General features: G+C 53.6%; 13 protein-coding genes. 2 read left to right on the top strand and 11 right to left on the bottom strand.

Translation table 11 applies throughout. From position 1 onward, the window contains the following. Positions 1-38 precede the first annotated feature (38 nt). The 3 genes from NTU47_01455 to rhaT all read right to left on the bottom strand — a co-directional run bounded on the left by NTU47_01455 (position 39) and on the right by rhaT (position 3,838). Complete coding sequence (locus tag NTU47_01455; GenBank protein MCX6132453.1) at positions 39-1,154, bottom strand: hypothetical protein; 1,116 nt, start codon at positions 1,152-1,154, stop codon at positions 39-41. A gap of 81 nt (positions 1,155-1,235) precedes the next feature. Beyond that, positions 1,236-2,723 (bottom strand): YiiX/YebB-like N1pC/P60 family cysteine hydrolase, encoded by a 1,488-nt coding sequence (locus tag NTU47_01460; GenBank protein MCX6132454.1) that lies wholly within the window; start codon positions 2,721-2,723, stop codon positions 1,236-1,238. Continuing rightward, complete coding sequence (gene rhaT, locus NTU47_01465; protein ID MCX6132455.1) at positions 2,720-3,838, bottom strand: L-rhamnose/proton symporter RhaT; 1,119 nt, start codon at positions 3,836-3,838, stop codon at positions 2,720-2,722. The genes NTU47_01460 and rhaT overlap by 4 nt, the downstream gene beginning before the upstream one ends. Positions 3,839-4,362: 524 nt before the next feature. On the opposite strand from rhaT, the gene deoC reads away from it, so the two are divergent. Beyond that, positions 4,363-5,427 (top strand): deoxyribose-phosphate aldolase, encoded by a 1,065-nt coding sequence (deoC, locus tag NTU47_01470; GenBank protein MCX6132456.1) that lies wholly within the window; start codon positions 4,363-4,365, stop codon positions 5,425-5,427. Positions 5,428-5,450: 23 nt separating this feature from the next. Next, entirely contained in the window at positions 5,451-7,859 is a 2,409-nt protein-coding gene (locus NTU47_01475) for an aldehyde dehydrogenase family protein (GenBank protein ID MCX6132457.1), read from the top strand. A 100-nt stretch (positions 7,860-7,959) separates the two neighbouring features. Here NTU47_01475 and NTU47_01480 read toward each other — a convergent pair whose 3' ends face one another. The 8 genes from NTU47_01480 to dnaA form a co-directional block, all read right to left on the bottom strand. After that, positions 7,960-13,572 carry a pyridoxal phosphate-dependent aminotransferase gene (locus NTU47_01480; protein ID MCX6132458.1) on the bottom strand — a complete coding sequence of 1,871 codons (5,613 nt, stop codon included), beginning with the start codon at positions 13,570-13,572 and terminating at the stop codon, positions 7,960-7,962. A gap of 45 nt (positions 13,573-13,617) precedes the next feature. Further along, on the bottom strand, positions 13,618-14,607 hold the full coding sequence (locus NTU47_01485) for a hypothetical protein (GenBank protein ID MCX6132459.1): 990 nt from the start codon (positions 14,605-14,607) through the stop codon (positions 13,618-13,620). Between the two features lie 133 nt (positions 14,608-14,740). Further along, the gene (gene gyrA, locus NTU47_01490; GenBank protein MCX6132460.1) at positions 14,741-17,365 is read right to left on the bottom strand and encodes a DNA gyrase subunit A; all 2,625 of its coding nucleotides are present in this window, start codon (positions 17,363-17,365) and stop codon (positions 14,741-14,743) included. Between the two features lie 46 nt (positions 17,366-17,411). Next, on the bottom strand, positions 17,412-19,505 hold the full coding sequence (gyrB, locus tag NTU47_01495; GenBank protein ID MCX6132461.1) for a DNA topoisomerase (ATP-hydrolyzing) subunit B: 2,094 nt from the start codon (positions 19,503-19,505) through the stop codon (positions 17,412-17,414). 8 nt (positions 19,506-19,513) lie between these two features. After that, positions 19,514-19,813 (bottom strand): DUF721 domain-containing protein, encoded by a 300-nt coding sequence (locus NTU47_01500; protein MCX6132462.1) that lies wholly within the window; start codon positions 19,811-19,813, stop codon positions 19,514-19,516. Next, positions 19,785-20,936 carry a DNA replication/repair protein RecF gene (recF, locus tag NTU47_01505; protein MCX6132463.1) on the bottom strand — a complete coding sequence of 384 codons (1,152 nt, stop codon included), beginning with the start codon at positions 20,934-20,936 and terminating at the stop codon, positions 19,785-19,787. The genes NTU47_01500 and recF overlap by 29 nt, the downstream gene beginning before the upstream one ends. A gap of 92 nt (positions 20,937-21,028) precedes the next feature. Next, positions 21,029-22,144 carry a DNA polymerase III subunit beta gene (gene dnaN, locus NTU47_01510; protein ID MCX6132464.1) on the bottom strand — a complete coding sequence of 372 codons (1,116 nt, stop codon included), beginning with the start codon at positions 22,142-22,144 and terminating at the stop codon, positions 21,029-21,031. Positions 22,145-22,588: 444 nt separating this feature from the next. Then, on the bottom strand, positions 22,589-24,076 hold the full coding sequence (dnaA, locus tag NTU47_01515) for a chromosomal replication initiator protein DnaA (GenBank protein ID MCX6132465.1): 1,488 nt from the start codon (positions 24,074-24,076) through the stop codon (positions 22,589-22,591). Positions 24,077-24,487 lie beyond the last annotated feature (411 nt).

Here is a 24,487-nt window from a genome sequence, read left to right on the forward strand (position 1 = left end):
GTCAAGTGTATCTGTGCAAGCTGGTGCATTGCGTTCATTTAGTATGTGCACTCTTTCGCAGCGGCTGCGAAGACCTTTAGATTTTCAACAGGAGTATCGAAAAAGTGGTCCGAGGCAGAACAGACATACCCCCCGTCGACACCGACTTTCTCAAAGAGCTCAAAGACCTTGTTCCGTATATCCTCCGGCGAACCGGTTGTTAACGTGTTGTGTTGATCAACTCCGCCAATCAGTGCAATGCGTCCACCCACCTTCTGCTTCAGCTCCCAGGGCTCCTGGTTTCCTCCAACGCTTGGCGGAGCGACCGTTTCCGAGGCATCTGCACCGTTCTGTACGATATGTTCTTCTATGCCATGCGTACCGCCGCATGTGTGGTATGTTACCAGAAAATTCAGGCTGTGAAGCGCCTTGTGCATTGCTGTATCATAGGGCAGACAAAACTCCTTATGCAGGTCCGGCGAAATTACTGTTGATGATGCCGAGCCACCGCCGGTTTCAATGAGATCGAATGCTGCGCCTTTCATCGATTCGATGAACTGCAGTTTCTTTTCCAACAGAACATGAAGCAGCTCGTGTACCCATGCCGGTCTTTCCATAGCTGAAACGATGAGATCGCTGATATCCATCAGGCATGCCGCGTGCTGCCAGCATCCGGCTTGATCGCCCCAGACAAATCCGCGCAAGATTCCGTGATCCCGCAATTCATTGTACTTTTTCCTGATCGGTTCGAGTTTCAACTTCGGAACCGGCATGTACTTCCCGATGAGTTGAATATCACTGTCGTGTTTAATGAGGTACTCCGTTATCCAGGTCGTTTTCCGATCGCCCCTGGTTTTATATGTCAGGATTCCTTCTGGCGTCTCAATGGTGTGATGGATAATGCGATCATCCGGATTCTTGCTGATAACGCTTGGAATGTCCTTCCAGGTCGATGTGTTCAGCTTTGTAAAATCTGCATCAACCAACCAGAATTGTGCCATGTCCTCGAAGTATTGAATCTGTGCATCAAGACCAACCCGCTGAAACGCCTCGAGATCGCTGATGCCATCCATATATTCTTCCAGGTGATATCCCTGCCATTGGTGAATCGTTGCAGGCAAACGGTCTGGCTTTTCCCGATGGATTGCGGTCATCAGGCGATCTTTCGATGTCATGTGAATCTCCTCAGGGGGAAAGATGACTCGCTACTGTCGCTATTGTAACTTCAGTGGTTCACTGCGGCGGCACGTCAAAGATCAACGCTTGTCAATTGTTTGCTTCGCCACCCGCGCCAATTGCAGCAGACCCCAGTACGGCGCTGCGTATCCTTTCTTCTGCGTAAATTCTTCCGCCAGGCGCGCAAGCTCTGACTTGATTGCGGCATGTTTATCGGAATAATATTTATTCCTCAGGGCGGCAGCTGCGGTCATTCCTTCGGGGATGGGGCCGATTCCTCCAACCGCATTCATGAACAGGCTGTACGCTTTCGCCATCCTTCCCGTGGGAAGCATGTACCACGGATACGTCAGGCGTTCACCAGTTTCCGCTCCTTCAAGCATCGCCTCCGTCACAGCGTTGTCATGGTGGTCTTTTCGAAGTTGTTCGGGGTCGCGCCATTCTGCCACAACGCGCAACTGCGGATCATATTCAAGGTCTGACGGCTCCTGGGTTTCAAAATGTTCCACCCCGAAAGCGGCTAACCATGTTCGTAAACCGGGAGATGAAACATGGGAGAGTCCCATCCAAAGTTGGACGCCGTAATTCTTGTATGCGTTGGAGGCTACCTCAGAGCAAAACCACTTGTCGGAGTTTTGGAAGTCCATGCTGAAATCGTACGGGATGTGTTTCTCGCGCGCGTTCTTGAGCGCTAACTCAGCCGCCCGATGCGGCAGCATCGGATCTGCTTGAATTTGCGGAAGATCCTTGCGGGGCCGCAGGACCATCACTCGTAATTTGGTGTCCTTAATGTACTCTTCCGGTGTTGAAATGGCCGCGCCGCGCTCAATGTGTGACTCAATGATGCTGATAAGTCGTGTTTTTGGATCAACGTACGCAAGTGCAATGTGTGAGAAGTTGCCTGGAAAGTCGTTTCCCCGGGCTATCAGGGCTGACGTTGGCGCCCCTCCCCGTGAAACAAGTATGTCGCCGCTGTGAATCTTCACTCCAAGCATGCCGGCCCACGGTGTCTGCGAGGGTTCCTCTGTGCCTGGTGTCAGTGGATCACTTGTGGAGCCTGTGGGAATCTGCAACAAGACCTCTTCGATCGCACCACGGCTGCCGTAAAGAATCCGGTAGAGTGTTTCCCGCGATTCCTCGCTCTTCATGTCCCAGTGTTCTGACTGGCGTTTGATTGCTTTTCGGCTCGCCTCTGAAATTTCTTTCAACGCCGGAACCCGATCGGGGCATGAAGCCCCCAGTGACCCGATCCGAAATATCAAATTCTCGAGTCTTCTGAATGTTGGATTTCCCGGCTCAAGTCGGTTGCCATCAATGTAGGAAACCTCCCTTCTCGCGAGCGCCATAAGACTATCTGAAGAATGGCGTGTCTTTTCACACCCTGCTTCCTTTGCCGCGACAGACTCTATTTCGAGCTGCGTCCAGAAACGATCCTGGTTCCATGCAAACGCCTTTTTAGAACCCTTCGTCGGGTCGGCATGGGGGATTATTGGTTCGCGGTCGGGAATAAGCAGGGCCACCCACCCAAGCAGGACAACAACAAACACCAGGCGTATTGTTTTCTTCATGGCTTCGCGACCACCCCGAGATAGTTCCCGTAGCCAACGACAATGGTAGAGAGGACGAGTGTCAGTAGACCGATTGCAAGCTTTGTTCTCGTGGACGTGCTGCTTCCCCTCCACTCATGCAGCGCAATCCCCCACAGCGAGCTGAAGATGATGATGCTGGCCATGTGAATTGTCCAGCTGGAAAATTTGTACTCGCCCATTTGTGTCTCGCCCATTGTATAGAAGAAGAACTGCAGATACCATGTGACGCCGGCGAGCGCGCTGAAAAAGTAGTTGTTCAGCATCGGGGCGCGTGTTGTTCCTGGCGGGTGGGTTTCTGTTTCGTCTTTGTCCGTGGACTCGGCGCGAACGGTGCGGCTGAAGTACTGATATCCGGTCCGGTTCCTGACGTTCAACACGCCACACCAGATGAAGTTCGTCGTGAAGCCCCCGAAGAGAACCACGCACAGTTTTGGCAACCCAACCCAAAGGGCCGTCGTTCCATGTCTGGCCGAAAGATCTGCAATGGGGGCCGCGGCATCGAGACCGTAGGCGAAACATGCGCTCATGACTCCGGAGAACGTTGCCACAAGAATTCCTTTTGTGAAATTGAACTCTTTGATCGTTTCCTTCTTTTGCTCATCGGTCATTTCTTTTTCCTTGGAGCGGCCGGCTAACCCGGCAATGGCAATACCAAGGAGACACACCCCGACCCCGAGCAGGATGACCTGTCCCGATTGTGTTCCAAGCACCTTGCCGACAAATTCTCCGTGGAAAATCGGAGGCATGAGTGTACCGAACGCGGCGCAATACCCGAGAGCCACCCCCATTCCCAATGAGAGGCCGAGGTATCGCATTGTTAATCCGAAGGTGAGCCCTCCCAGCCCCCACATCGTTCCCCAGAAGTACGCCCACCAGATGCTCTCCGGCGGTGCTTCTTTCAGAACCATCAGGAGATCGTTTGTGTTGATGGCCGCAAGAATCCATGGCGCGATAATCCAGCTGAAGAATCCTCCCACAAGCCAGTAGACTTCCCACGACCATTTCTTGACTGCGCGATATGGAACATAGAAGCTGCCTGAGGCTAATCCGCCAAGCCAATGGAAAACGACACCAAGAAACGGGTTTGCAGTCACCGTAGCGTTCTCCTGTAGAGCGGGTTGTTGGGCCTATTGTGCGGCACAGAGCCGCGAGACAGCGGGAATCGGTGAAGATTGTTGGGAGATCGGTAAATCCTTGTTGCGTAAGACGCGGAACCGGGAGTGCGTCGACTTCGGTGCATTGGGTGGATCTGCTGACTCCGCATCTCAAAGCTACTGCAGTTCAGATTGAAAGGCAACTGAATGCGTCACATTGTAGTACTGGAGCTCTACAAGAAATATCGGCGCGCGGCGCACTCTTATTTGAAACTCTCTGTCTAATTCGGTACCATAAGGAGGTTGTCTCGGTTTCTCCGCGGGACTCGCTCAGCACCAAAATACCCGCATCAGTTTAGCGGATTGTTGAAAAACTAACCGCGAAGGCCGCCAAGAAAAGAATGAGTGTTGATTCTATTCCAAAAACATTGACTTTGCGTCTCTCTGCGGTCTTGGCGGTTTGATTCTGTCACTTGAAATATGAATTTCAACAACCCGCTAGAGGTCCCAACACAAGGATTTTCATGCCAAAGAAACGATTGCCAACACGATCTGTGTCTGTACGGAAACGACCAGCCGTCGCGGTCTCACAAAATCGCTCCGGACCTGCGGCCCGCCGGACACAAACCCATGGAATACACACCAATACGCCGGTACCGTTCGATCCCGGGCTCGTCCAATCGCTCCGCGTCAACCGGAGCGCTGTGGAAGCGAGGGCTATCGAACTTGGAACCCGCCGCACATTCAAGGTTGAGGCACAGGTCGCGGCGTACCTCTCCGCCATCCGCTGTATCGATCTCACAACTCTCGCCGGGGATGATACTCCTGGCAGGGTTACTCGCCTGTGCATGAAAGCGCTTGTTCCTTTGGAACGCGAGATTATTGCGGCCCTGGGACTCAAAGAACACATCACAACTGCCGCCGTCTGTGTGTATCCAGCGCAGGTACAAACAGCCGCTCAGTGTCTCGCCGGCCGCCTTCCTGTCGCGTCTGTTGCAACCGGTTTTCCTTCAGGCCAAACATTCATGAGGGTAAAACTTATCGAGATTGATCTTGCCATCAAAGCGGGCGCAACCGAAATCGATGTTGTCATCAGCCGCGAAAAGGTGCTCACCGGAAAGTGGAAATCGCTCTACGACGAAATTGTTGCCTATCGTGAGGTCTGCGGGACAAGGGCGAAACTGAAGACAATCCTTGGTGTCGGAAACCTGGAAACGCTCAGCAATATTGCCGCGGCTTCCGCTGTCGCGATCATGGCTGGATCGGATACGATCAAGACTTCAACCGGCTTCGAACCGACGAATGCAGCACTCCCGAGCGGCCTTGTGATGGTCCGTCAAATTCGCAGGTTTATGGATCTCGGCGTGCTCCGTGGCCGCCGTGTGGGTTTTAAGCCGGCCGGAGGAATTCGATCCGCAAAAGACTCCATGCTCTGGCTTACCCTCATGCTGGAGGAGTTGGGAATCGCGTGGACAAAACCTGACCTCTTCCGCATCGGTGCAAGCGGATTGCTTACAGACATCGAACGACAGCTTAGACATCTGGCGTTCGGACGATATTCGAACGCTCAGTACCATCCAATGGCTTGATGAACCAAACCCGAGATAATACAATGGATAAGAATAAACTCGCTTCACTTCTTGACAACCTCGACTACGGATCGGCGCCGGAACAGGAAAGTAAGACCCGGGAATGGCTGAAAAATCATGGGTCGAAGTTTTGTCACTCCATTAACGGCGCATGGCGGCCTCCCGAAAAAGGGGGCTACTTCAAGACCATCAATCCGGCGAAGAGCGACGAGGTGCTTGCCGAGATTGCGATGGGTACACAAGAAGACGTTAACGCTGCTATTCATGCTGCGAAGGCGGCTTTCCCCGCGTGGAGCGCTCTCTCCGGACACAAGCGTGCGCGCTATCTCTATGCCATTGCGCGCGCGGTCGCAAAGCACGGCCGTATTTTCGCGGTCCTGGAATCGCTCGACAACGGAAAACCAATCCGCGAGACAAGAGATATTGACGTCCCGGTCGTCATCCGGCATTTTTATTACCACGCCGGCTGGGCCCAGACGATGGAACACGAGTTCCCCGGCTATCGTCCCGGCGGTGTTGTTGCGCAGATTATTCCGTGGAATTTTCCTTTTCTTATGCTCGCCTGGAAGATTGCCCCCGCAATCGCTGCCGGCAACACGGTCGTCCTCAAACCGTCAAAATCCACGCCCCTTACAGCCCTCCTGCTGGCCGATATTCTGATGAACGAGGTGAAGCTTCCTCCGGGCGTCGTGAATATACTCACCGGGGATTCGAAAACCGGAACCATGTTGTACGAGCACCCGGTTCCGTGGAAGGTGACTTTTACGGGTTCAACTGAAGTCGGTCGCATTATCCGAAAGGGAACCGCTGGCTCGCGCAAACACCTTACGATGGAATTAGGCGGCAAGTCGCCATTTATCGTCTTCGAGAACGCCGACCTGGACTCGGCTGTTGAGGGTGTTGTCAATGGAATCTGGTTTAACGAGGGTCAGGTCTGCTGCGCGGGATCGCGGCTTCTTGTGCAGGAGGGAATCCACGACGACTTCATTAAGCGCCTCAAGCGCCGTATGAGCAGGTTGCGCGTCGGCAATCCCCTGGACAAGACCGTCGACATGGGGGCGATCAATAACGCTGAGCAACTGAAAAAGATTACGGAAATGATGGAGGTCGGAAAAAAAGAGGGGGCGACGATGTGGCAGCCGGACAATGTCGTCTGTCCGAAGGGGGGCTATTTCTTGCCGCCGACGCTATTTACAAACGTGGAGCCCTCGCATACGATAGCGCAGGAAGAAATTTTTGGTCCGGTTCTGGTGACCCTGACATTCCGGACGCCGGCCGAGGCTGTGCAGCTCGGAAATAACACGCGCTATGGTCTGGCGGCTTCAATCTGGTCGCAGGATATTGATACGGCAATGGACGTTGCCCGCAAAATCAGAGCCGGGACCGTTTGGATCAATTCCACAAATCTTTTCGACGCCGCAGCTGGTTTTGGTGGATACAAGGAGAGTGGTTATGGTCGCGAAGGCGGCCGCGAGGGAATGTACGATGTGCTGGTGGAGGCAGACCATGGCCAACAGAAAATTAGCGAACCCGCATCCTCCCAACCACCAATTAACCAATTAACCATTCACCAATTAACTCTTTCGAGCCCCACCATCGACCGCACATTCCGGTTTCTGATTGGCGGCAAGCTAGCCCGCCCGGATCAGGCTGGAAGTTATTCGGTGACATCTCCGTCGGGTCAACTGCTTGCCGTCGTCGGCGAGGCAAACAGAAAAGATGTCCGTAACGCTGTCGAAGCCGCGCGAACTGCGTTTCCGTCATGGTTTGACTCTGCTGCCCACCTCCGCGCACAGATCCTGTATTTTTGGGCTGAGAACCTCTCCGTCGAGAAGGAGCGTTTTGCCGACGGGATCGCAGCTCAAACGGGTTGTTCTATAGAAACAGCAAACATCGAGGTGGAACAGGCCATCAGCCGGCTTTTCGACTTCGCAGCGTATGCTGATAAGTTTGGCGGCATGGTTCAACCGGTTCTAGGCAGAAGACTTGTCGTCGGCTTGCGCGAGCCAATCGGTGTTGTCGGTATGCGGGCTTCCGACAATTCGCCGTTGCTTGGCTTGATCTCCGTACTCGCTCCGGCGGTTGCCATGGCAAACACTGCGGTCGCGATCGCGGGTAAGCATGCTATAACGGCAATGGACCTGGTTCAGATTATTCAACACTCCGATGTCCCCGCCGGCGTTATCAATCTGCTCACAGCCCAGAATCCCGACGTTGTCGCCAAAGTCCTTGCTGAGCATGAAGACGTTGATGCCATCTGGTCGTTCGGCGGTTCTGAAAGCGGAAAGGCGATTGAAGAGGCCTCGACAGGAAACATGAAGCAGACATGGGTTACAAATGGCGGTCAGGTCGACTGGGCAACGATGAAGAGCGAAAAACTCCTGCTCAAATCCACACAGGTCAAGAACATCTGGGTGCCGTACGGAGTGTGATCCGGGTTTTTGTCGGCCAGCTATAGACTGGAAAACCCCAGACAGACATGTGCTGTTTGGGGTTTTCTGTTGTTTGCAGATCGTGATCTTACACGACGTTTTACCCGTTCTCTCCCGCGAGCCGTGCAATCTGCAGCATGTAGAACCGCAGAAGCTGTTGCTTTTCAGGGGAGAGGGCCTGCTCTTCGATCTTTGCTATCTTTTCGACCTCTTTCAGCGACCGGACGATCGCAACCGGCACCTCGACCATCCCTTCTGAGATTGCTCCGAGATAGTTCAACGCCGAAGCAAGGAACTGACGCATATCGTCCGTCGGGTTGGAGGCGGTGAAGAAGTGCGAAAGCTCTGATGATAATTTCATAGCCCGAAGAGTCCTGGAGTCGTTTTTCAGCGGCTGATTGAGGGAAAGCGTGTTCAACGCAACCGCAAGTTCAACGAAACTTTGAACGCGCTGCATGATCGGGTTTTCAAGAAGGTCCCAGATCTTCGCACGCCACGAGCGGATATCCCCCGGTACAGCAAGAAGGCTATCGACGTCCTTCTGCCATTGCTCGTCTGTTGATCCGCGCGTTCCGCCGGACAGTTTTTCTGCGTCGGTATTGAAAAGGTCTCCCTGCAGCAGCACGGCCAGGTCGGGCCGGAGTGTGGGGAGAAGTTCCCTTATAAACGTCCCGTTCTCAAAAAAATCATTCACGTCGAGCCCGTGCCTTCGCAACAGTTCCTGCTGTAAAAGTCCGACGTACCGGGGAAGACTATCGTTGTCTTCTCTGAGAGCGAGAAACGCCGATATCCCGGCCGGGAACGCTGGTTCAATCCGCTTGAGGAACGTGAGCTCCGGATCGTGATAAATCCTCAGTGTGTGAAGCATCTCGTATACGGGAAGGTTGGGTAGCAGCCGGTCGGCAATCAACGACCGCGAATCCCCCTCTTTGAATTCAAGCTGTCGGAATCTATCCAGGGCCCGGAAGAGCCCCGTCGTGAGCTGGTTCAAACCAAGCACTGCTGTTTGTGCCTGGTTGTGTGCTATCGCTCGCAGCCGGCTCCCGTGCCGCGAGAGCGGTATGATTTTCGCGATTCGTTCCAGAATGCGCTGGCCGCGCTCGCTACCCGCTCCGGTTGTTGGCCGAATGGTGGGCCTGTCGCGGAGCTGCGGCATTGTTCGGGCGATGAAGTAGGAGATAATGTGAACACCGACCACATCTTCTTCTCTCCCGTAGAGAATCTGCCGGAAATCTTCCGTCAGCAGGGTGATGAATTGATCGTAGACGGCGTCCCTGGTTCCCACTGTCAGGCGCTCAAGCTCCTGCGCGCCCCGTTTCTTTTGTTGCAACCGACTTTCGACGAGCGACTCTGCAGCGCGTATCAAATCATTCCGGTGTCTGCGCTGCGATTCGCGCATGTGGTAGTGAACATTCGCGCTTTCTTCAACGGGGAGGTAGCGGAGTTGTTCCGATATGGTGCTCTGAAGTGTTCGAAGGTCACCACTGGTGAAGATTCCCATGAGTGGAGTTGTTGCGTACTCCGTGCTTTTCCGCGCTGCCGCCGGAAGGTGCGACGCAATAAGCTGCCGCGCAGATGGCGATTTCACAAACGCTGGCTCGCCCGACACGCCCGCATAGTATCCGCCCTGCCGTTGCATTGGCTCACCACTTCCCAGTTTGATTCTGACCCGCTCAATTACTTGGTGTTCTGCCAGCCAGAGAATCGTCGCGTGCTTTGCCTGCCGGTAGAGCGCGGCTCCGGCCGCCTGACCCACTTGTTGGCTGAGATCTGAACCCGCAATGAACACCTCCGAGATCACCTCGGCAAACCGGTCGGCGGTTTCCTGGTTTACGCGGCGGCTCTGAAGCGCATAGTCCCAGATTTTTGTCAGATACGATGGAATAGACCGGACCGACTCAAGGTCCTCGAAAAGCGGAATAAGCTGGATGACGGGCAGCTCAAGGCCGGGGTTGTTTCTCAGCACCTGTTCCCGCCGCGCGCGCAGCTTCCGGTCCACCGTGATCAGGGCTTCCGCCTGCGTTGACATGCTGACCTGCAGGGCAAGAATAATCCCCGGGGTGCCGTACTTCGCCGCTATTTCATTGATCTCGTATATGTTGTGAACGGTCGTATCGATCGCAAACGAGTCTTGCGCCGTGATCATCGCTTGATCAATGCGCGGCGTAATAACCATGCGTCGCAGCAGATCGCGGTAGAATGACGCTTCCCCCAACACTTCGTCGTTGCCGATGTTCTGCTGTATCGCCGCAATAAGGGCGAACAGCTGTTTTCGGAGCTTCTTATTAAGGGAGAAGTAATACTCCAGCGTTTCCCGGCGTTGAATACGAAGGTCCACCATCTTCCGTTCCAACCGGTCATTGTGCTGCCACAGCAGCGTCAGCGGATCCCGCGCGAGCCGAAGCTTCATCCCCACGTTGCGCACGGCTCCGGCGCGAACGCTGAACGGCAGAATCCCGCGATATCTTTTTTCCAGTTGGTGCGTCAGGTCGGTAATGTCGTTTAACAGCTTTGTAAATCGCCGATTGTGTTCCGCCAACGTTTGTAATTCGGCGGCAAGTTCCGGATCAATCCGAACGGCTTTGTCGGCACTCAACAGAACCGAAAGGAGTTTCGCAAGATGGCGTACGTTTTCGATGAGCACTGACGCGACCAGCCGGTGTCCTTGACCTGAGGGGCGATTACTTCCGTCCCAATCACCCCAGAAGGACATGATCTGAGGTTGCGTCGTGCCGACCCGCAGTAACGCGGCGCTCTCTGCGGCAATCATCGATCGAAGATCCAGGATAAGCTCATCTGATTCCTCGCTGGAGGTAATCGCGACATTCATGCCGAGATATTCTTCCAGCAGATATTGCGCCGCCTGGTCCACGCTCGACGGAGAAATCAATTCTTCGCGGACAAGTTTCGCAATAATATCTTCGAAGCAGCGCTCGGTCTGAATCGAGTACATCTGAGTCGGGTGCACTGTTCGATCGCTGGCGCGCTGCCGAAACCTTCGGTCGCGACGCTCAAGAGAATCCTTGTAAAGTTCCTGCTCAAGCCGCCGGACCATTGTTTTTCCTGCATTTGCGCGCGCTTCTTGAATAAGCTGGTCGCTCTCGAAAAACCGATCCATACCACGTTGCTTGAAAACGATGAGCCGCTGCACTGCATAGCCGTCGGAGAACCGCTGCTCCGAACCTGTTGCACGGAATTGCCCGTACTGTCGCAGGCTGATTCGCCGGCATGCGGTGAGCACCCGCTGTTCAACGTCGTTCCACCGATCCCCGTATCCACCCTGCCGCTTCTCGCTTGTGGTTGTGTGTTCGGGCAAAAGGGCGGGGTAGAGACGGTTATACCGTGCCGATTCTTCTGCAATAAGCCTGTTCAGGTCAATAAGAACGCGCCGCGTTTTCTTAAGGAGTATTTCTGCTCCGTCAGCTCCGCCAAGCGTAAGGCGAAAGGTCTTGCGACCTGTGTCGAAGCCGTGCTCCGTACGTGCAAACGTCGAGAGCGGCAGCATCCCGATCCCCTGGCGCGCAAGTCCCGAGGCCAGCCAGTCGAGCGATAATCCTGATGGTAGCTGGTGAACCACGAGCAGCGGGTAGAGGCTTCCGGCCGGGGGAAGAATGTCGATTTCAAAAGGATTGCGGTCCCGCGGAAGGCTTTTCACTGCCTCGAGGAGCGCGTCGGTACGTTCGCGGAGAATGTGGTTGCGCAGGCGCCAATAAGACCGAGCGATTTCCGTCTCGCTGCGATAGAAGAGGTATGTAAGAGCTATCGCACCGAGATTCGGTCGGATGTGATGGTGCATCTGGACAAAGCGACGATGAAGTTCGCGGTGTCGGATCTCAACAACCGCCAGGCGCGCGCCCGCCAGCGAGTCCGTTTTGGAAACAGAGTGGACGGTAACAACCTTTGCCGTCTGCTCCCGGACCAGCCTTCCCCCGGCAACGAGTTCGTCTGCAAGCTGGCGCACCGTCTTGATGTGCGGCAGCGTGTCGGCGGGGGCAACCTCCTGATACGACAGATCGTCAATAACCCACACGCCATGGTCGAGCAGCCAGCCGAGGAGTCTCTTGATTTCACCTTCATGAAAGATCCGGCCGGTCGCGTTGTGCGGATTATTGAGAACCACCGCTCCGTATTCATTCCAGCGCTCATCAGCGGAAAGCTGTTTCCGAACGGAGCCGATCATTGCATCCACGTCGAGGGCAAAGGATGGCGTAAGCGGAACCGGGTGCACCACCGGAAAACAGTGTTCATAACTCCAGCTCAGGTCCGGCACCACGACTTCGCGAATCCCGCAATGGAATCCAAGCAGGCCGAGGGCGCTCCTTGAAGAACCGCTCACCACAACGCTTCGGGATATTTCGTACTCGGGGTGGTGTTTCAGAAACGCACGAAGGAAGCTTTGTTCCAGCTCCCTCTGCCACTCCGGCGAATCTACCTTTCTTACCAGTTCGCCGAGAAACGCACCGGCATCCATCTCCGCGAACGCGTCAAGAGGAGCAAGCGAGCGAACGTCTTCCGCCCTGTCGGCGATCTTGTTTAACGTTCCGCTTATCCGGTCAATCCGGTTTTCTACCTTCTCAGACAGCTTTGTTATGTACGTATCAAGGCGTTCGTCCAGCAGCCGCGCAAAGGTGGAAAATGCGTCGGTTGAACGATCTCCTTGGAAGATGGGCTGATAGGAGGGTTCAACAATAATTTCGTTTGTTGGATGGCTCGCTGCCTGCGCCGTCTCCCTGTTCTCGAGAAGATAGGAAAGAAGTTCGATCTCAGAAGCCGAGGGGGTTCCCTTTAACTGAAAATGTGTTGATTCGAAAACTGCGAGAATGTCCGCGTTACCAGCCAGGAATACGGTCGCCAGCTCGCGGAAGCGGTTCTGGAAGATGGCTGGCGTAAGAATTCGCACAACCCGTTGTGTTAGTTTCGCTTCTCGCGCAAGAGAGAGGTGGTTCGGCGCATCGTTGGCTTCGATGAACAAGAGCGGTAATTCGAGGCTTGTCTGGCGCAGCGACCGTCGCGCCTCCTCTCCAAGAACCGAACCCATGATGAGTAGTGTCGGTGTCTGTGGAAATTGAACAAAGTGATTACCGAGCAGGCCGAGCGCATGCTGTTCGTCGTCAGGGAGTTGTGTGAACGCGAGTCCGCGATACGCCTGTTCGTCAACAACTTTCCTGGCGTGGTGCAGAAAGACATGGAGGGGCTGTTCCACAAGGAATGACGAAAGGGCATGGAAGAGTACCCGGAGCGCCTCTTCGACACCGCCCGTCGCGAGGATGATCTCGCGCCTTCCCGAAGTTTGCCCAAGGTCGTACGACAATGGTTCGGGTTGACTCTGAAGCCATTCGGAAAGAACTTTTACGGGGTTGTTCGGATTGTTGCGCGCAAAGCCGCCCCGGGGTGTGTAGGGCGCGCTCTTGTGGATAAGATTGCGGAGAAACGACAGCTTTGGTTCGTTCTGTTCGTCCCATTCAAGATATTTCAGGATTTCTTCGGTGTTTGCGTCCGACAGGTCCTCGCGCCGTATGTCGATGCCGAGGACAATCCGCAGGTATGCGGAGGCGAGCCGTTCGTCCTGAATGGGGTTGCCGATGTGAAAGTTGACGCGCTCTTCCGGCGCCGCTGACGAGGAGGCTGTCGTTTCGCTGATTTCCGAAACCCTGGCGGCCTTGAGCGGCTTGAGCCTAAACAAGGATAGGGGATCCCTGGAGTGTGTGTGCATGGAGTGCGCGTGACTCCCCCGTGAGGGGAGGCCCCGGTTAGTGAGTTATTCGACGGGGCGCTTTGGTTTTACCTTTTTCGCTTCCGTTCGATAGGATTCGATGGCGCTCAGAAGGATCTTCTGCAGGGTCCCCAACAACTCGGATCCATGTGACAGGTCCTGTGGAGAAAGTGATACGATGGTGCGCGCGTTTTTCAATCCCTGGCTTGCCTCTGCCAAGCGCGCTGCTTGCGGGGTGAGCATGAGAAGCTCCGGACTGCTCCTGAGAACATCCAGTTCTTCTTTGTCCAGCTCGAGTTTCTTGCGGCTCTGCTTGAGTTCCTCGTCGACGCGGATGTTCAAGAGCGACGACTCACGCTCCAGTTGGCTCTTTTTCAGGCTGTGCTTTTTCAACTCCAGTTCGTGTTCCAGGAGTGCTATTTCTTCGTCCGCTTTCAGCTTCGCTTTTGCTGTCGCGACGCGTGCCTGCTGGTTCAATTCTTCTGTCTGCTTGAGAATCCGGGCATGTTCCTGTTGTCGCAGGGCTTCCGAGATCTGCGGGTTGACGGGCTCGAAAGCAAGAAGCGTCAACGAGATTACTTCCAGACCAAACGAGGTTATGGTGACCGACGTTTTCTGCTTCAGGTGTTCAAGAATCTTCTCCGACGAGAGCTCCTCGATGCCGAGCTGTTCAGTGTAGGTTTTCACTATTCCCAGAAGAAGCGCTTCGAGGTCTTTCGCGGCGCGGGCAACGGCGTCGCCGTTCCATCCTCCCACACGGATAAGGGCCGCAAGGTTCGCGGGGCTGGCGGCTACGGTGAGTCCAAGCTTTACTCTGATTTCGAGGTTGCCTTTGGCGGTGGCGTCAACGGTTAGCTGCAGTGAGTGGGTCGTGCGCCGGATCGGCAGGCTGAAGTGCCGGGGATAGAGTCGGCCCTTTCTGGATGCAAGGCCGGCTTTGTCCTCATAGACAATGAGGTAGTCGGATTTTCTGAAACGATACTCGAAAAGGATGGCAAACAGCACCAGAACGAGGAAACCCGCAACGAACTCCATGCTCTTCTCCTTGATGATTGGGATGATCCCGGTTGCCGAAGATCTGGAACAAGGGGACTTTTGCGTCGCTGTTTCGCGGCGTTTCGTTCGGATTCAGCGACACAAGGCGGGGAGGATTCTTCCGCCTGAATTGTTATTTCGATTTCTTCTTTTTCTTCTGCGCTTTTTTGCTGCCCGACTCCTTCTTGGCTTCCACCTTGGCCGCCGGGGTTTTCCGCTCTTCCTTGATGTTTGCCTTGACTGGTTTTGTCGGCGCCGGACCGGACTTACCATCCTTCATCCCGTTTGTTTTCTTCTCCAGCTCCTTCTCCGCGAGCCGTTTCTCTTCTTCCTCCTCTGCCATAACAATCGCAACATCGGCAACCGTGTCGCCCTCATGCAGCCGGATCAACCGCACCCCTTGTGTGTTGCGTCCCGCAACGCGGATATCCGATGCATGCTGGCGGATAACCATGCCGTTGGTCGTCACGACCACCACGTCGTCGGTATCAACCGCCTCTTTGATCGCAACCATGATCCCGGTCTTTTCTGACGTCTTCACGGTAATAATCCCCTTCCCTCCGCGGTGGCTGACGCGGTATTCCTCTTCCTCGCTTCGCTTCCCATACCCGTTCTTGGTTGCGACGAGAATTGTGATCCCTTTTCTCCGGAGGTTCACAGCGCCGACGACTTTGTCTTTCTTTCCCAGGTTGATGCCGCGAACACCCGCGGCGCTTCGACCCATTGGCCGCACTTCTTCCTCGTGGAACCGTATTGCAATGCCTTCCTTGGTTCCGATAATGATGTCTTGTTTTCCGTCTGTGAGTTTCGCGTCTTTCAGTAAGTCGTCCTTCTTCAGCGTCATTGCCGCAATACCGCTCTTCCGCGGATTGCTGAACTCGGAGAGAAGGACCTTCTTCACAAGTCCGGCTTCTGTGACCATGAAGACGTAATGCTGGTCATCAAATTCCTTCACTGTTATAAAGGCGCTGATCGTTTCCTCTGAGCCCTTTGACAGCAGGGAGTTGATCGACTTCCCTTTCGCCGTCCGGCCTCCTTCGGGGATCTCAAAGACCTTCAGCCAGTAACACCGGCCGGCGTTTGTGAAGAAGAGGATGTAGTTGTGTGTGCTGGCGACAAACATGTGCGCCACAAAATCATCTTCTTTTGTCGCCGCCCCCGTAACCCCTTTGCCGCCGCGCGATTGCCGCCGGTAGCCGGAGACCGGAAACCTCTTGATCAATCCCTGGTGGCTGATGGTGATCACGACCTCTTCTTCAGCAATCATGTCCTCGATGCTGAACTCTTCAGCCTTGTAGACGATTTCGGTCCGGCGCTCATCGCCGTACTTTTCTTTCACCGTGATCAGTTCGTCTTCGATGATCTTCAGCTGCAGCTGCTTGCTCTTCAGGATCGCCTTGAGCTTCTCAATCAGCTTGATCGTTTCCCGGTACTCGTCTTCAACTTTCTTTCGTTCCAGGCCGGTCAACTTCTGCAGCCGCATGTCCAGAATGGCTTTTGCCTGAATCTCGGACAGCTTGAACTTCTTCATCAACCCGAGCTTTGCGGCCTCGACGTCCTTCGATTGCTTGATCAGCCTGATGATCGCATCGATGTTGTCGAGGGCAATAATGTATCCCTCGAGAATATGCGCCCGTTTTTCTGCTTCATCCAACTCGAACTTCGACCGGCGGACAACGACAACGTTTCGATGTTCGACAAATTTCTGGATCATCTCTTTCAGCGTCAGCACGCGGGGGCGGCCCTCCACGAGCGACAACATGATGATGCCGAACGTGGTCTGCATCTGCGTGTGCATATACAGGTTGTTGAGCACAACCTCCGCGTTCGCGTCCCGCCGCAGCTCGATGACCATGCGCATGCCGTCGCGATCGGATTCATCGCGCACGTCGGCAATATCTTCGATCTTCTTGTCGTTCACGAGATCTGCGATTTTTTCGATCAGCGAGGCTTTGTTCACCATGTAGGGAAGTTCGGAGACGATGATGCGCTGCCGGTCTCCTTTGCCCGTCTCGATGCTCGCGCGTGCGCGCACAAGAATGCGCCCTCGTCCCGTTGTGTACGCGTCCCGTACGCCATCGTACCCGTAGATGATACCACCCGTCGGGAAGTCCGGAGCAACGATGTGCTTCATCAGCTGCGCGTTGGTAATCTCCGCGTCTTTGATGAAGGCAAGACATCCGTCAATAACCTCGTTCAGGTTGTGCGGCGGAATGTTTGTGGCCATGCCGACAGCGATACCGCTGGCGCCGTTACAGAGGAGGTTCGGAAAAAGAGCCGGGAGGACTGAGGGCTCTTTGAGTGTATCGTCAAAATTTGGCGTGAAATCGACCGTGTTCTTTTCCAGGTCGCGCAGCATCTCTTCGGCAATCTTCGCAAGGCGCGCCTCCGTATACCGCATCGCCGCGGCCGAGTCCCCGTCCACAGAACCAAAGTTGCCCTGCCCGTCCACGAGCGGATAGCGCAGGGAAAAGTCCTGCACCATGCGCACCATGCTGTCGTACACCGCCGAGTCGCCGTGCGGGTGATACTTGCCAAGCACCTCACCAACGATGCGCGCGCTTTTCTTGTACGCCCGGCTGCTTGCAAGGCCAAGGTCTTGCATCCCAAAAAGCACGCGACGGTGAACCGGTTTCAGGCCGTCGCGCACGTCGGGCAGCGCCCGCGCAACGATCACCGACATCGAATAGTCGATGTAGGAGCCCTTCATTTCTTCTTCGATGTCAACCGGTATAATCTTCTCGTTCAGATTCGCCATTCGTATTCCCGTTTAGAGCTGTGTAATATCCGAATTGTCTGGTGCTTTAGACGTCAAGGTTTCGCACGTACTTCGCGTTCTTCTCGATGAATTCGCGCCGCGGTTCAACTTCGTCTCCCATAAGAATGGAGAAGGTTCTGTCCGCGTCCGCAGCGTTTTCGATTGTAACCTGGAGAATCGTTCGCGAGTCCGGATTCATTGTTGTTGACCAGAGTTGCTCAGGGTTCATCTCGCCGAGGCCTTTGAATCTCGAAATAATAAATCCGTCGCTGCTCATAACCTCTCCGTCTAGGGTCGCGGCCAGCAATTCCGCTTCCTCCTCCGCCTTGCGCCCCCCCTTCTTTTCGCTCTTTATGCGCTTTATGATTTCGTCCCGCTCCTCCTCGTCGAAAGCGTAGTGTTCCTGCTTTCCTTTCTTAACCTTGTAGAGCGGGGGCTGGGCAATGTAGACGTGTCCCAGTTCGACGAGTTCCTTCATGTAGCGGAAGAACAACGTAAGCAGAAGAGTGCGGATGTGGGATCCATCAACGTCCGCGTCGCACATGATGATGATCTTGCCATACCGGATTTTCGAGGCATCAAACTCCGCGCCGACCCCGGCGCCGATTGCCGTGAAAATGTTTCGGATTTCATCGTTCTCCAGTATCTTGTGGAGCCGTGCTTTTTCGACGTTGAGGATTTTACCCTTCAACGGAAGAATTGCCTGTGACCTTCTATCGCGACCCTGTTTCGCACTGCCACCCGCAGAGTCTCCCTCAACCAGGTACAATTCGCAGTGTTCGGGATCGCTGATCGAGCAGTCCGCCAGTTTCCCGGGCAGCCCTCCGCCATCCAAAGCGTTTTTGCGCCGCGTCAGATCCCGCGCTTTTCTTGCTGCCTCGCGCGCTTCTGCGGCACGCAGCGTTTTGTCGATGATGCGTCTTGCTTCCGCGGGGTTTTCCTCAAGCCAGCTTTGCAGCTGCGCGCCCATGACCGACTCGACGATGCTCTTCACCTCGCTGTTGCCAAGCTTCGTCTTCGTCTGTCCTTCGAATTGCGGCTCGGGCACCTTCACGCTGAGGACGGCCGTCAGGCCCTCGCGGAAGTCGTCTCCCACAAGCTGAACGCCCGTCTCTTTCATGAGGCCGCTCTTGTAGCCATAGTTATTGATGGTGCGTGTGAGCGCGGTCCGGAATCCGATCAGGTGTGTGCCGCCTTCATGCGTGTTGATGTTATTGACGTAGCTGAAGACGTTTTCGCTGAACTGATCGTTGTATTGGATGGCCATCTCCACTTCAACCATCCTGCCGCTTTCGTCCTTGTCCTGTCCCTTGGCATAGAACGGCTTCTTCGTGATCGCCGGACGCGTGGCGTCGATATACTTGACAAACTCCCGGAGACCACCTTCGAAGTGGAAAACTTCTTCCTCACCATTCTTTGTCCTAGCGTCTTCGATCCGCAGTATCACCTCGGGGTTGAGAAACGCGAGTTCTCTCAGCCGCTCAGCCAGGGTCTCGAACTTGAACGTGCGGGTTTTGAAAATCGAGTTATCGGGGAGAAATGTTATTTTTGTCCCCGTCGTTGCCTTTTCATCTTTCCCGATTACCTTCACCGGCGCCACCGGGTCGCCCTTTTTGTACCTCTGGAAAAACACCTTCCCGTCCCGCCGAACCTCTACGTCGAGCCACTCACTGAGGGCGTTCACCACCGATACGCCGACACCATGCAGTCCACCCGACACTTTATAGGTGTTCTTGTCGAACTTGCCGCCGGCATGGAGAACGGTCATCACGACTTCGAGGGCCGATCGTTTCTCCTGCGGATGCATGTCCGTCGGTATTCCCCGGCCATCATCGTCCACCGTCACCGAGCCGTCGCTGTTCATGGTAACCGCAATGTTCTTGCAGTATCCTGCAAGCGCCTCGTCTATGGAGTTGTCGACAACCTCGTACACAAGGTGGTGGAGTCCGCGGGCACTCGTATCACCGATATACATCGCGGGCCGGCGGCGAACAGCTTCCAGCCCCTTCAGCACGGTGATGTCGTCTGCGGTATAGCCGCGGTCGCCGTTCGAGGAGCGCGTTCCCTTTGGGTTTTCCGCTTTCTTCTCTTCGGGTGCAGCCTTCTTTTTGTTTTTCAAATTCTTCGTGTCAACCGCCATGCGCTTCCCTATTGAAATTTAATGTCCTTGACGATCTCTTCTTCAAGAACCTCGTTGAGCCTGCCAAGAATTTCCGTCTTCCGCAGGCTTAATTCGTTTCTCCACACGCCGCTTTTGACGTCCACGAACAGCGTCCCTTTTGCTATGCGCGTGGGTCTGGCAACCTGAGCTATACGTTCCCCCACGGCTCTGTCCCAGAAATCAAAAACATTCTGCTCCCGGAGTTTTTTCTTGATGCCAAGGCTTTCGATGAGCTCATCGAGCGCATCGCCGAGTGACTTAATTCGCGAGACTGGCCGGTTTCGCATACTCAACCGTTCCTTTGCTCACCAAGAACCGCCGGTTTGCCCCCGTCCAATCGAACGCGGGAGGAAAAACGCTTTCGCTTGTCGTCGTGATGAACGCCTGGCCGACCGATCCGGTCAGCGCCAGAAGTCTTTCGGATCTGTGGTGATCAAGCTCCGTGAAAACATCGTCGAGCAAGAGAATTGGCCGCTCGTTCCGTTTTGCCTGAAGGTAGACGAACTCTGCAATCTTCAGGGCAATCAGGAATGTTTTGTGCTGTCCCTGCGATGCGTGTGACCGAACGCTCAGAGTGTTGATTGCAAGATCGAGTTCATCCCTGTGCGGTCCGACCAGCGTGATTCCGAGCCGCTTTTCCTCAGATGCTTTGGCCCTCAACGTTTGCTGAAAGAGACTTTTCAGCTCCTCTTCGGACGCCCCGTCTTCATGTGTTACCGATGGCTGATACTGTATCGCGGGCTGCTCAATCCTGCCTGCGATCTGGCTGTACGATTCATGGACAATGGGCTGAAGCTCTTTGAGAAACAGGCTGCGTCGGTGAGTGATCCGCGCTCCGCTGTCGACCAATTCCTGATCCCAGGGCTCGATCACATCCGCATAGTCTATTCGGCGCACCTTGCTGTCAAACAACACTCTGTTTCGCTGCCGCAGCACCCGGCGGTATTCGAGCAGGTCTTCCAGATACACCTTGCTCGCCTGCGCAATCACAAAGTCCAGAAATCGCCGCCGATCTGCCGGCCCCCCGCTTGTAATCGCTCCCGATTCCGGCGACAAGACTACGACCGGAAACTGTCCCACGACTTCCGAGAACTTCTCCACGGGCGCTTTGTTGATCAGAAATCTCTTTTCCCCGGACTCGTGATCGTAGGAGACTGCTATGTGATACCGCAATCCCGAATCCGTTTCCAGTTCACCGCTGGCGTTGAACCGCGATGCCCCAACCCGAAGAACCACGCCGTCGGCGCTGCCAAAGAAACTTTTCGTCAGACACAGGTACGAGATGGCTTCGAGGAGGTTGGTCTTCCCCTCGCCATTTCTACCAAGAACCGCATTGATCCCCTCTCCGAAGACTACGTCGGTATGAGTGTGGTTGCGGAAATTCTGTGCGTGGAGTTCGCGGATCTTCACATTCTCTGATGGCGCTTACAATGCGATAGCCCCGCTCCCGCGTTGCGGGATGGGGCTACCTTCACAAATTCACCCAACCCAACGGCATAGTCTTATGTGTTCAGCCGCATGGGCATGACAAGCATGAGCAGGTCCTCGTTCGGTTTTTGGTGTGCCGGCGTTATAATTGCGGCCCGAACGGCCGTGCCCAGCTTGAATTCTGCTTCCTCGCCGTCAAGGTGTGAAAGAATATCGATGAGATACGTCGAGTTGAAACCTATCTCCAATTCCTCCCCGTTGTAGTCGCACGGGACCTTTTCTTTTGCCTCTCCCCCGAAATCAATGTCTTCCGCCATCACGCGCAGTTCGTTCTTCCGAAGCGAACAACGAACCTGGTGTGTGGTCGAACTTGAATACAACGCCACGCGGCGGACGGCTGCAAGAAGAAGATCTCTCGCTACAACAAGTTTTTTGTCGTTGTCAAGAGGTATAACGGATTCATAGTTGGGATAACCCTCCTCTATTACTCGCGATGTCAGCGTGGTTGTTCCAAAAGTGAACTGAACGTGCGTTGCGTCGACGGCAATGGTATTGGTCTCGCTGTCGACAGACCGAGAAACGAGATTGAGGGCTTTTGCGGGGACAATTATATCCCACTTCACTTTTGGCTGCTTCAGGCCGGTATATTGAATTCGAACAAGCCGGTGTCCGTCGGTGGAAACGGTTCGCAGATCTCCGTCTTTTACCTGCATCAGTATTCCTGTCATAGCAGGCCGCAATTCATCGGTGCTGACGGCAAACAAGGTACGGTGAATCATGCTTTTTAGCATTTCACCGCTCAGTGTTATTTTATCTTCACCCTTTACCTGCGGAATGGTAGGAAATTCTTCGCTTGATTCTCCCATCAGAACATATTCACCCATCTCGGTAATCATCTTCACCTTGTTGGATGACATATCTGCATTAAACACAAGTTGTATATCCGGCAAGGCTCGGATGGTTTCCATCAATCGTTTGGCCGGTACCGCAATTGATCCCTCTTCATTCCCTTTTACATCAAGGGAAGCAGACATAGATACTTCAAGATCCGTTGCTACAAGTTGCAGCACATTTTTGGAAAGCCTGAATAATATATTTTCTAGTATTGGGAGTGTCGATTTCGACGGAACAACGCCACTGACCTTAGCCAGTGCCTTTTGTAGTTCATTACTTGCAACGGTGAATTTCATTCCTATCTCCTTCTTTGGCGAGATGGGCAATTGGGCATTGATAGGGAAAAATACCTAAAAATTTGGGTATTTACAAACGAAGATTGGGAATTACACAAGAGTTGTTATATCTAATAGTAATAATATAAGGAAGATATAAGATAAGACTTATAATAAGGCTGTTGATACTGTTAATAACTATTTATGTAAATATTAAAACCAAGCGTTACAACTTAAAACCGGATTATTGGAGTTAGTAAAAGTGTTAGTAAAGTGTTGATGGTTACCCCTCATATTAACAATCAAACGAGAAACTGAAGAGAGTCCCCTCTTTTGTTTTTTTATAAACAATTCACGAACAGTTATCCACGCGGTTTGTCCGGAGATATGAACAAAACCGACAGCCGGGCAAACAAAGAGAGGCTAGGGAATACAAGGTATATTGAAGCAAGTGAAGAGAGGGGTTTATCGACCCGACAGTTCAACGCGCCGCCGCAATTGGTCGACGTTTTGCTTGAAAGCGGAATCACTCCTAAGACGATCCTGAATAGCCTGACAAGAATGAATTACCGTGCTATGATCTCTGCCGCCGAAGTGCAGTCCGATTGTCTTGAGCGATGAGTTTGTAAGCTCCTTCGAGAGATACATTGCGACCTGACGAGCATTCACCACTTCTTGTTTCCTCGTTTTGGCTCTCAAGAGATCTTCGGGTATGTCGTAAAAGTCACAAACGGTACGTTGAATCTGATCAATGTTTATAGGCGATTTTGACTCGTTAACAACCATCCGCAAAACCTCCCTTGCCAGGTCAACGGTTATTTCCCGGCCTTCGAGAGAAGATCTGGCTATAAGGCTGATAAGACACCCCTCCAATTCACGGATGTTGCTGGTAACGTTGGAGGCGATGAAATCAACAACCTCCTGACTCAACTCAAAGCTGTTATCCTCACTTTTCTTGCGGAGAATAGCGATTCTTGTCTCTAGATCGGGGGGTTGGATGTCGGCGGTCAAACCAGACTGGAACCTGGAGATCAACCGCTCGTCGAGACCCCTCAGTTCTTTTGGTGGGACATCAGAGGAAAGTACAATCTGCTTCCCCAGCTGATAGAGAGTGTTAAACGTGTGGAAGAAATTGTCCTGAGTCTTTTCCTTCCCGGAAAAGAACTGAATGTCGTCAACGATCAGAAGGTCTACGCTCCGATAAAAGTAGGAAAACTCATTTACCCGATCCGACTGAATAGCTTCAACAAACTCAATAGTAAACTTCTCGCTCGAAACATAGACAACACGCTTTGCTTTGCCAAGGGCGATAGCATGGTTGCCAAGAGCATGCATGAGGTGAGTCTTCCCAAGCCCGGTGCCGCCATAGATAACCAGCGGATTAAACGAGGTTCCGCCCGGGTTGTTGCCGACCGCAAGAGCCGCGGCACGAGCAAGTTGGTTGCTGTCCCCCTTGATGAAGTTTTCAAATGTATAACGGGGGTTCAGGTTGCTCTGTGCTATTGGCTGCTCGGTCTGCCGGAACGCCGCCCGCGGGGGAAAAAACGTCTGAGGCTGTTGAAAAGAAGACGGGACATCGTGCGTGGGCGACGCCGACAGCAAGGACTGTGAATTGAGCCGAGGAGGGCTTTGTTCCTGATCGACCTCCTCCGAAGCAATCGAGTAGTACAGCTTAGCACCCTCGCCAAGGACCGACGAGATCGTCTCGCGTATGAGTGCATTGTAGTGTTGATCCACCCAGTCATAGAAGAACTGACTTGGGACCTGTACGGTAATTTCCTTTTCCACTAATTTAACTGGCGTAATCGGCTGAAACCAGGTCTTGTAACCCAGGCTCGTCACTTGCCGTTGAATTTTCTCCAAGCACTGGTCCCAGACGGACAACAAAGGGTCTGTCGAATTCGGAGTTTCTATAGGGTTTTGGAATAAATCGCTTGTATTCTCGGTAGCCATAACATCCATATTAGCAAAAGAAGGCGAGGGTTGTTAACACACGAAGAACAAAGTAGTTAACCGCGTAGAATAAACGGAATTTCTTAACTTTATACAACTCTTCAACTTGTAAACATTACAAGAAGCTCGTAACGCGTTAAAAAACAAGCCGATTCCATTGTTAAGAACATAGTTATCAACAGGCAAGAGTAACAATTTAAAACCATAGAATAACTCAGAAAAACGAGGTTGCTGAGCCGGGCAACCGTTGTCCACACGTTATCAACAGGACGGACGGTGTGTGGGCACCTCCTGATGATAATATCATAGAACCTCGAGTGCAAGCGAAAAATTCATAAATCGACCATTTGAGGGAGAAAAATTCAAGAGAACCAACGCTGCCTGGTTTCGAACCGAGAGTCCCTCCACAGA

It is taken from the genome of Ignavibacteriales bacterium (assembly GCA_026390595.1).
Taxonomy (GTDB): Bacteria; Bacteroidota; Ignavibacteria; order UBA10030; family UBA10030; genus UBA9647.

Bases quoted from the DNA above. Each gene is read 5' to 3' on its own strand.
- dnaN (MCX6132464.1), bottom strand. From the start codon at position 22,144: ATGAAATTCACCGTTGCAAGTAATGAACTACAAAAGGCACTGGCTAAG.
- NTU47_01485 (MCX6132459.1), bottom strand. From the start codon at position 14,607: ATGGAGTTCGTTGCGGGTTTCCTCGTTCTGGTGCTGTTTGCCATCCTT.
- deoC (MCX6132456.1), top strand. From the start codon at position 4,363: ATGCCAAAGAAACGATTGCCAACACGATCTGTGTCTGTACGGAAACGA.
- NTU47_01480 (MCX6132458.1), bottom strand. From the start codon at position 13,572: ATGCACACACACTCCAGGGATCCCCTATCCTTGTTTAGGCTCAAGCCG.
- dnaA (MCX6132465.1), bottom strand. From the start codon at position 24,076: ATGGCTACCGAGAATACAAGCGATTTATTCCAAAACCCTATAGAAACT.
- NTU47_01455 (MCX6132453.1), bottom strand. From the start codon at position 1,154: ATGACATCGAAAGATCGCCTGATGACCGCAATCCATCGGGAAAAGCCA.
- NTU47_01460 (MCX6132454.1), bottom strand. From the start codon at position 2,723: ATGAAGAAAACAATACGCCTGGTGTTTGTTGTTGTCCTGCTTGGGTGG.
- gyrB (MCX6132461.1), bottom strand. From the start codon at position 19,505: ATGGCGGTTGACACGAAGAATTTGAAAAACAAAAAGAAGGCTGCACCC.
- NTU47_01500 (MCX6132462.1), bottom strand. From the start codon at position 19,813: ATGCGAAACCGGCCAGTCTCGCGAATTAAGTCACTCGGCGATGCGCTC.
- NTU47_01475 (MCX6132457.1), top strand. From the start codon at position 5,451: ATGGATAAGAATAAACTCGCTTCACTTCTTGACAACCTCGACTACGGA.
- gyrA (MCX6132460.1), bottom strand. From the start codon at position 17,365: ATGGCGAATCTGAACGAGAAGATTATACCGGTTGACATCGAAGAAGAA.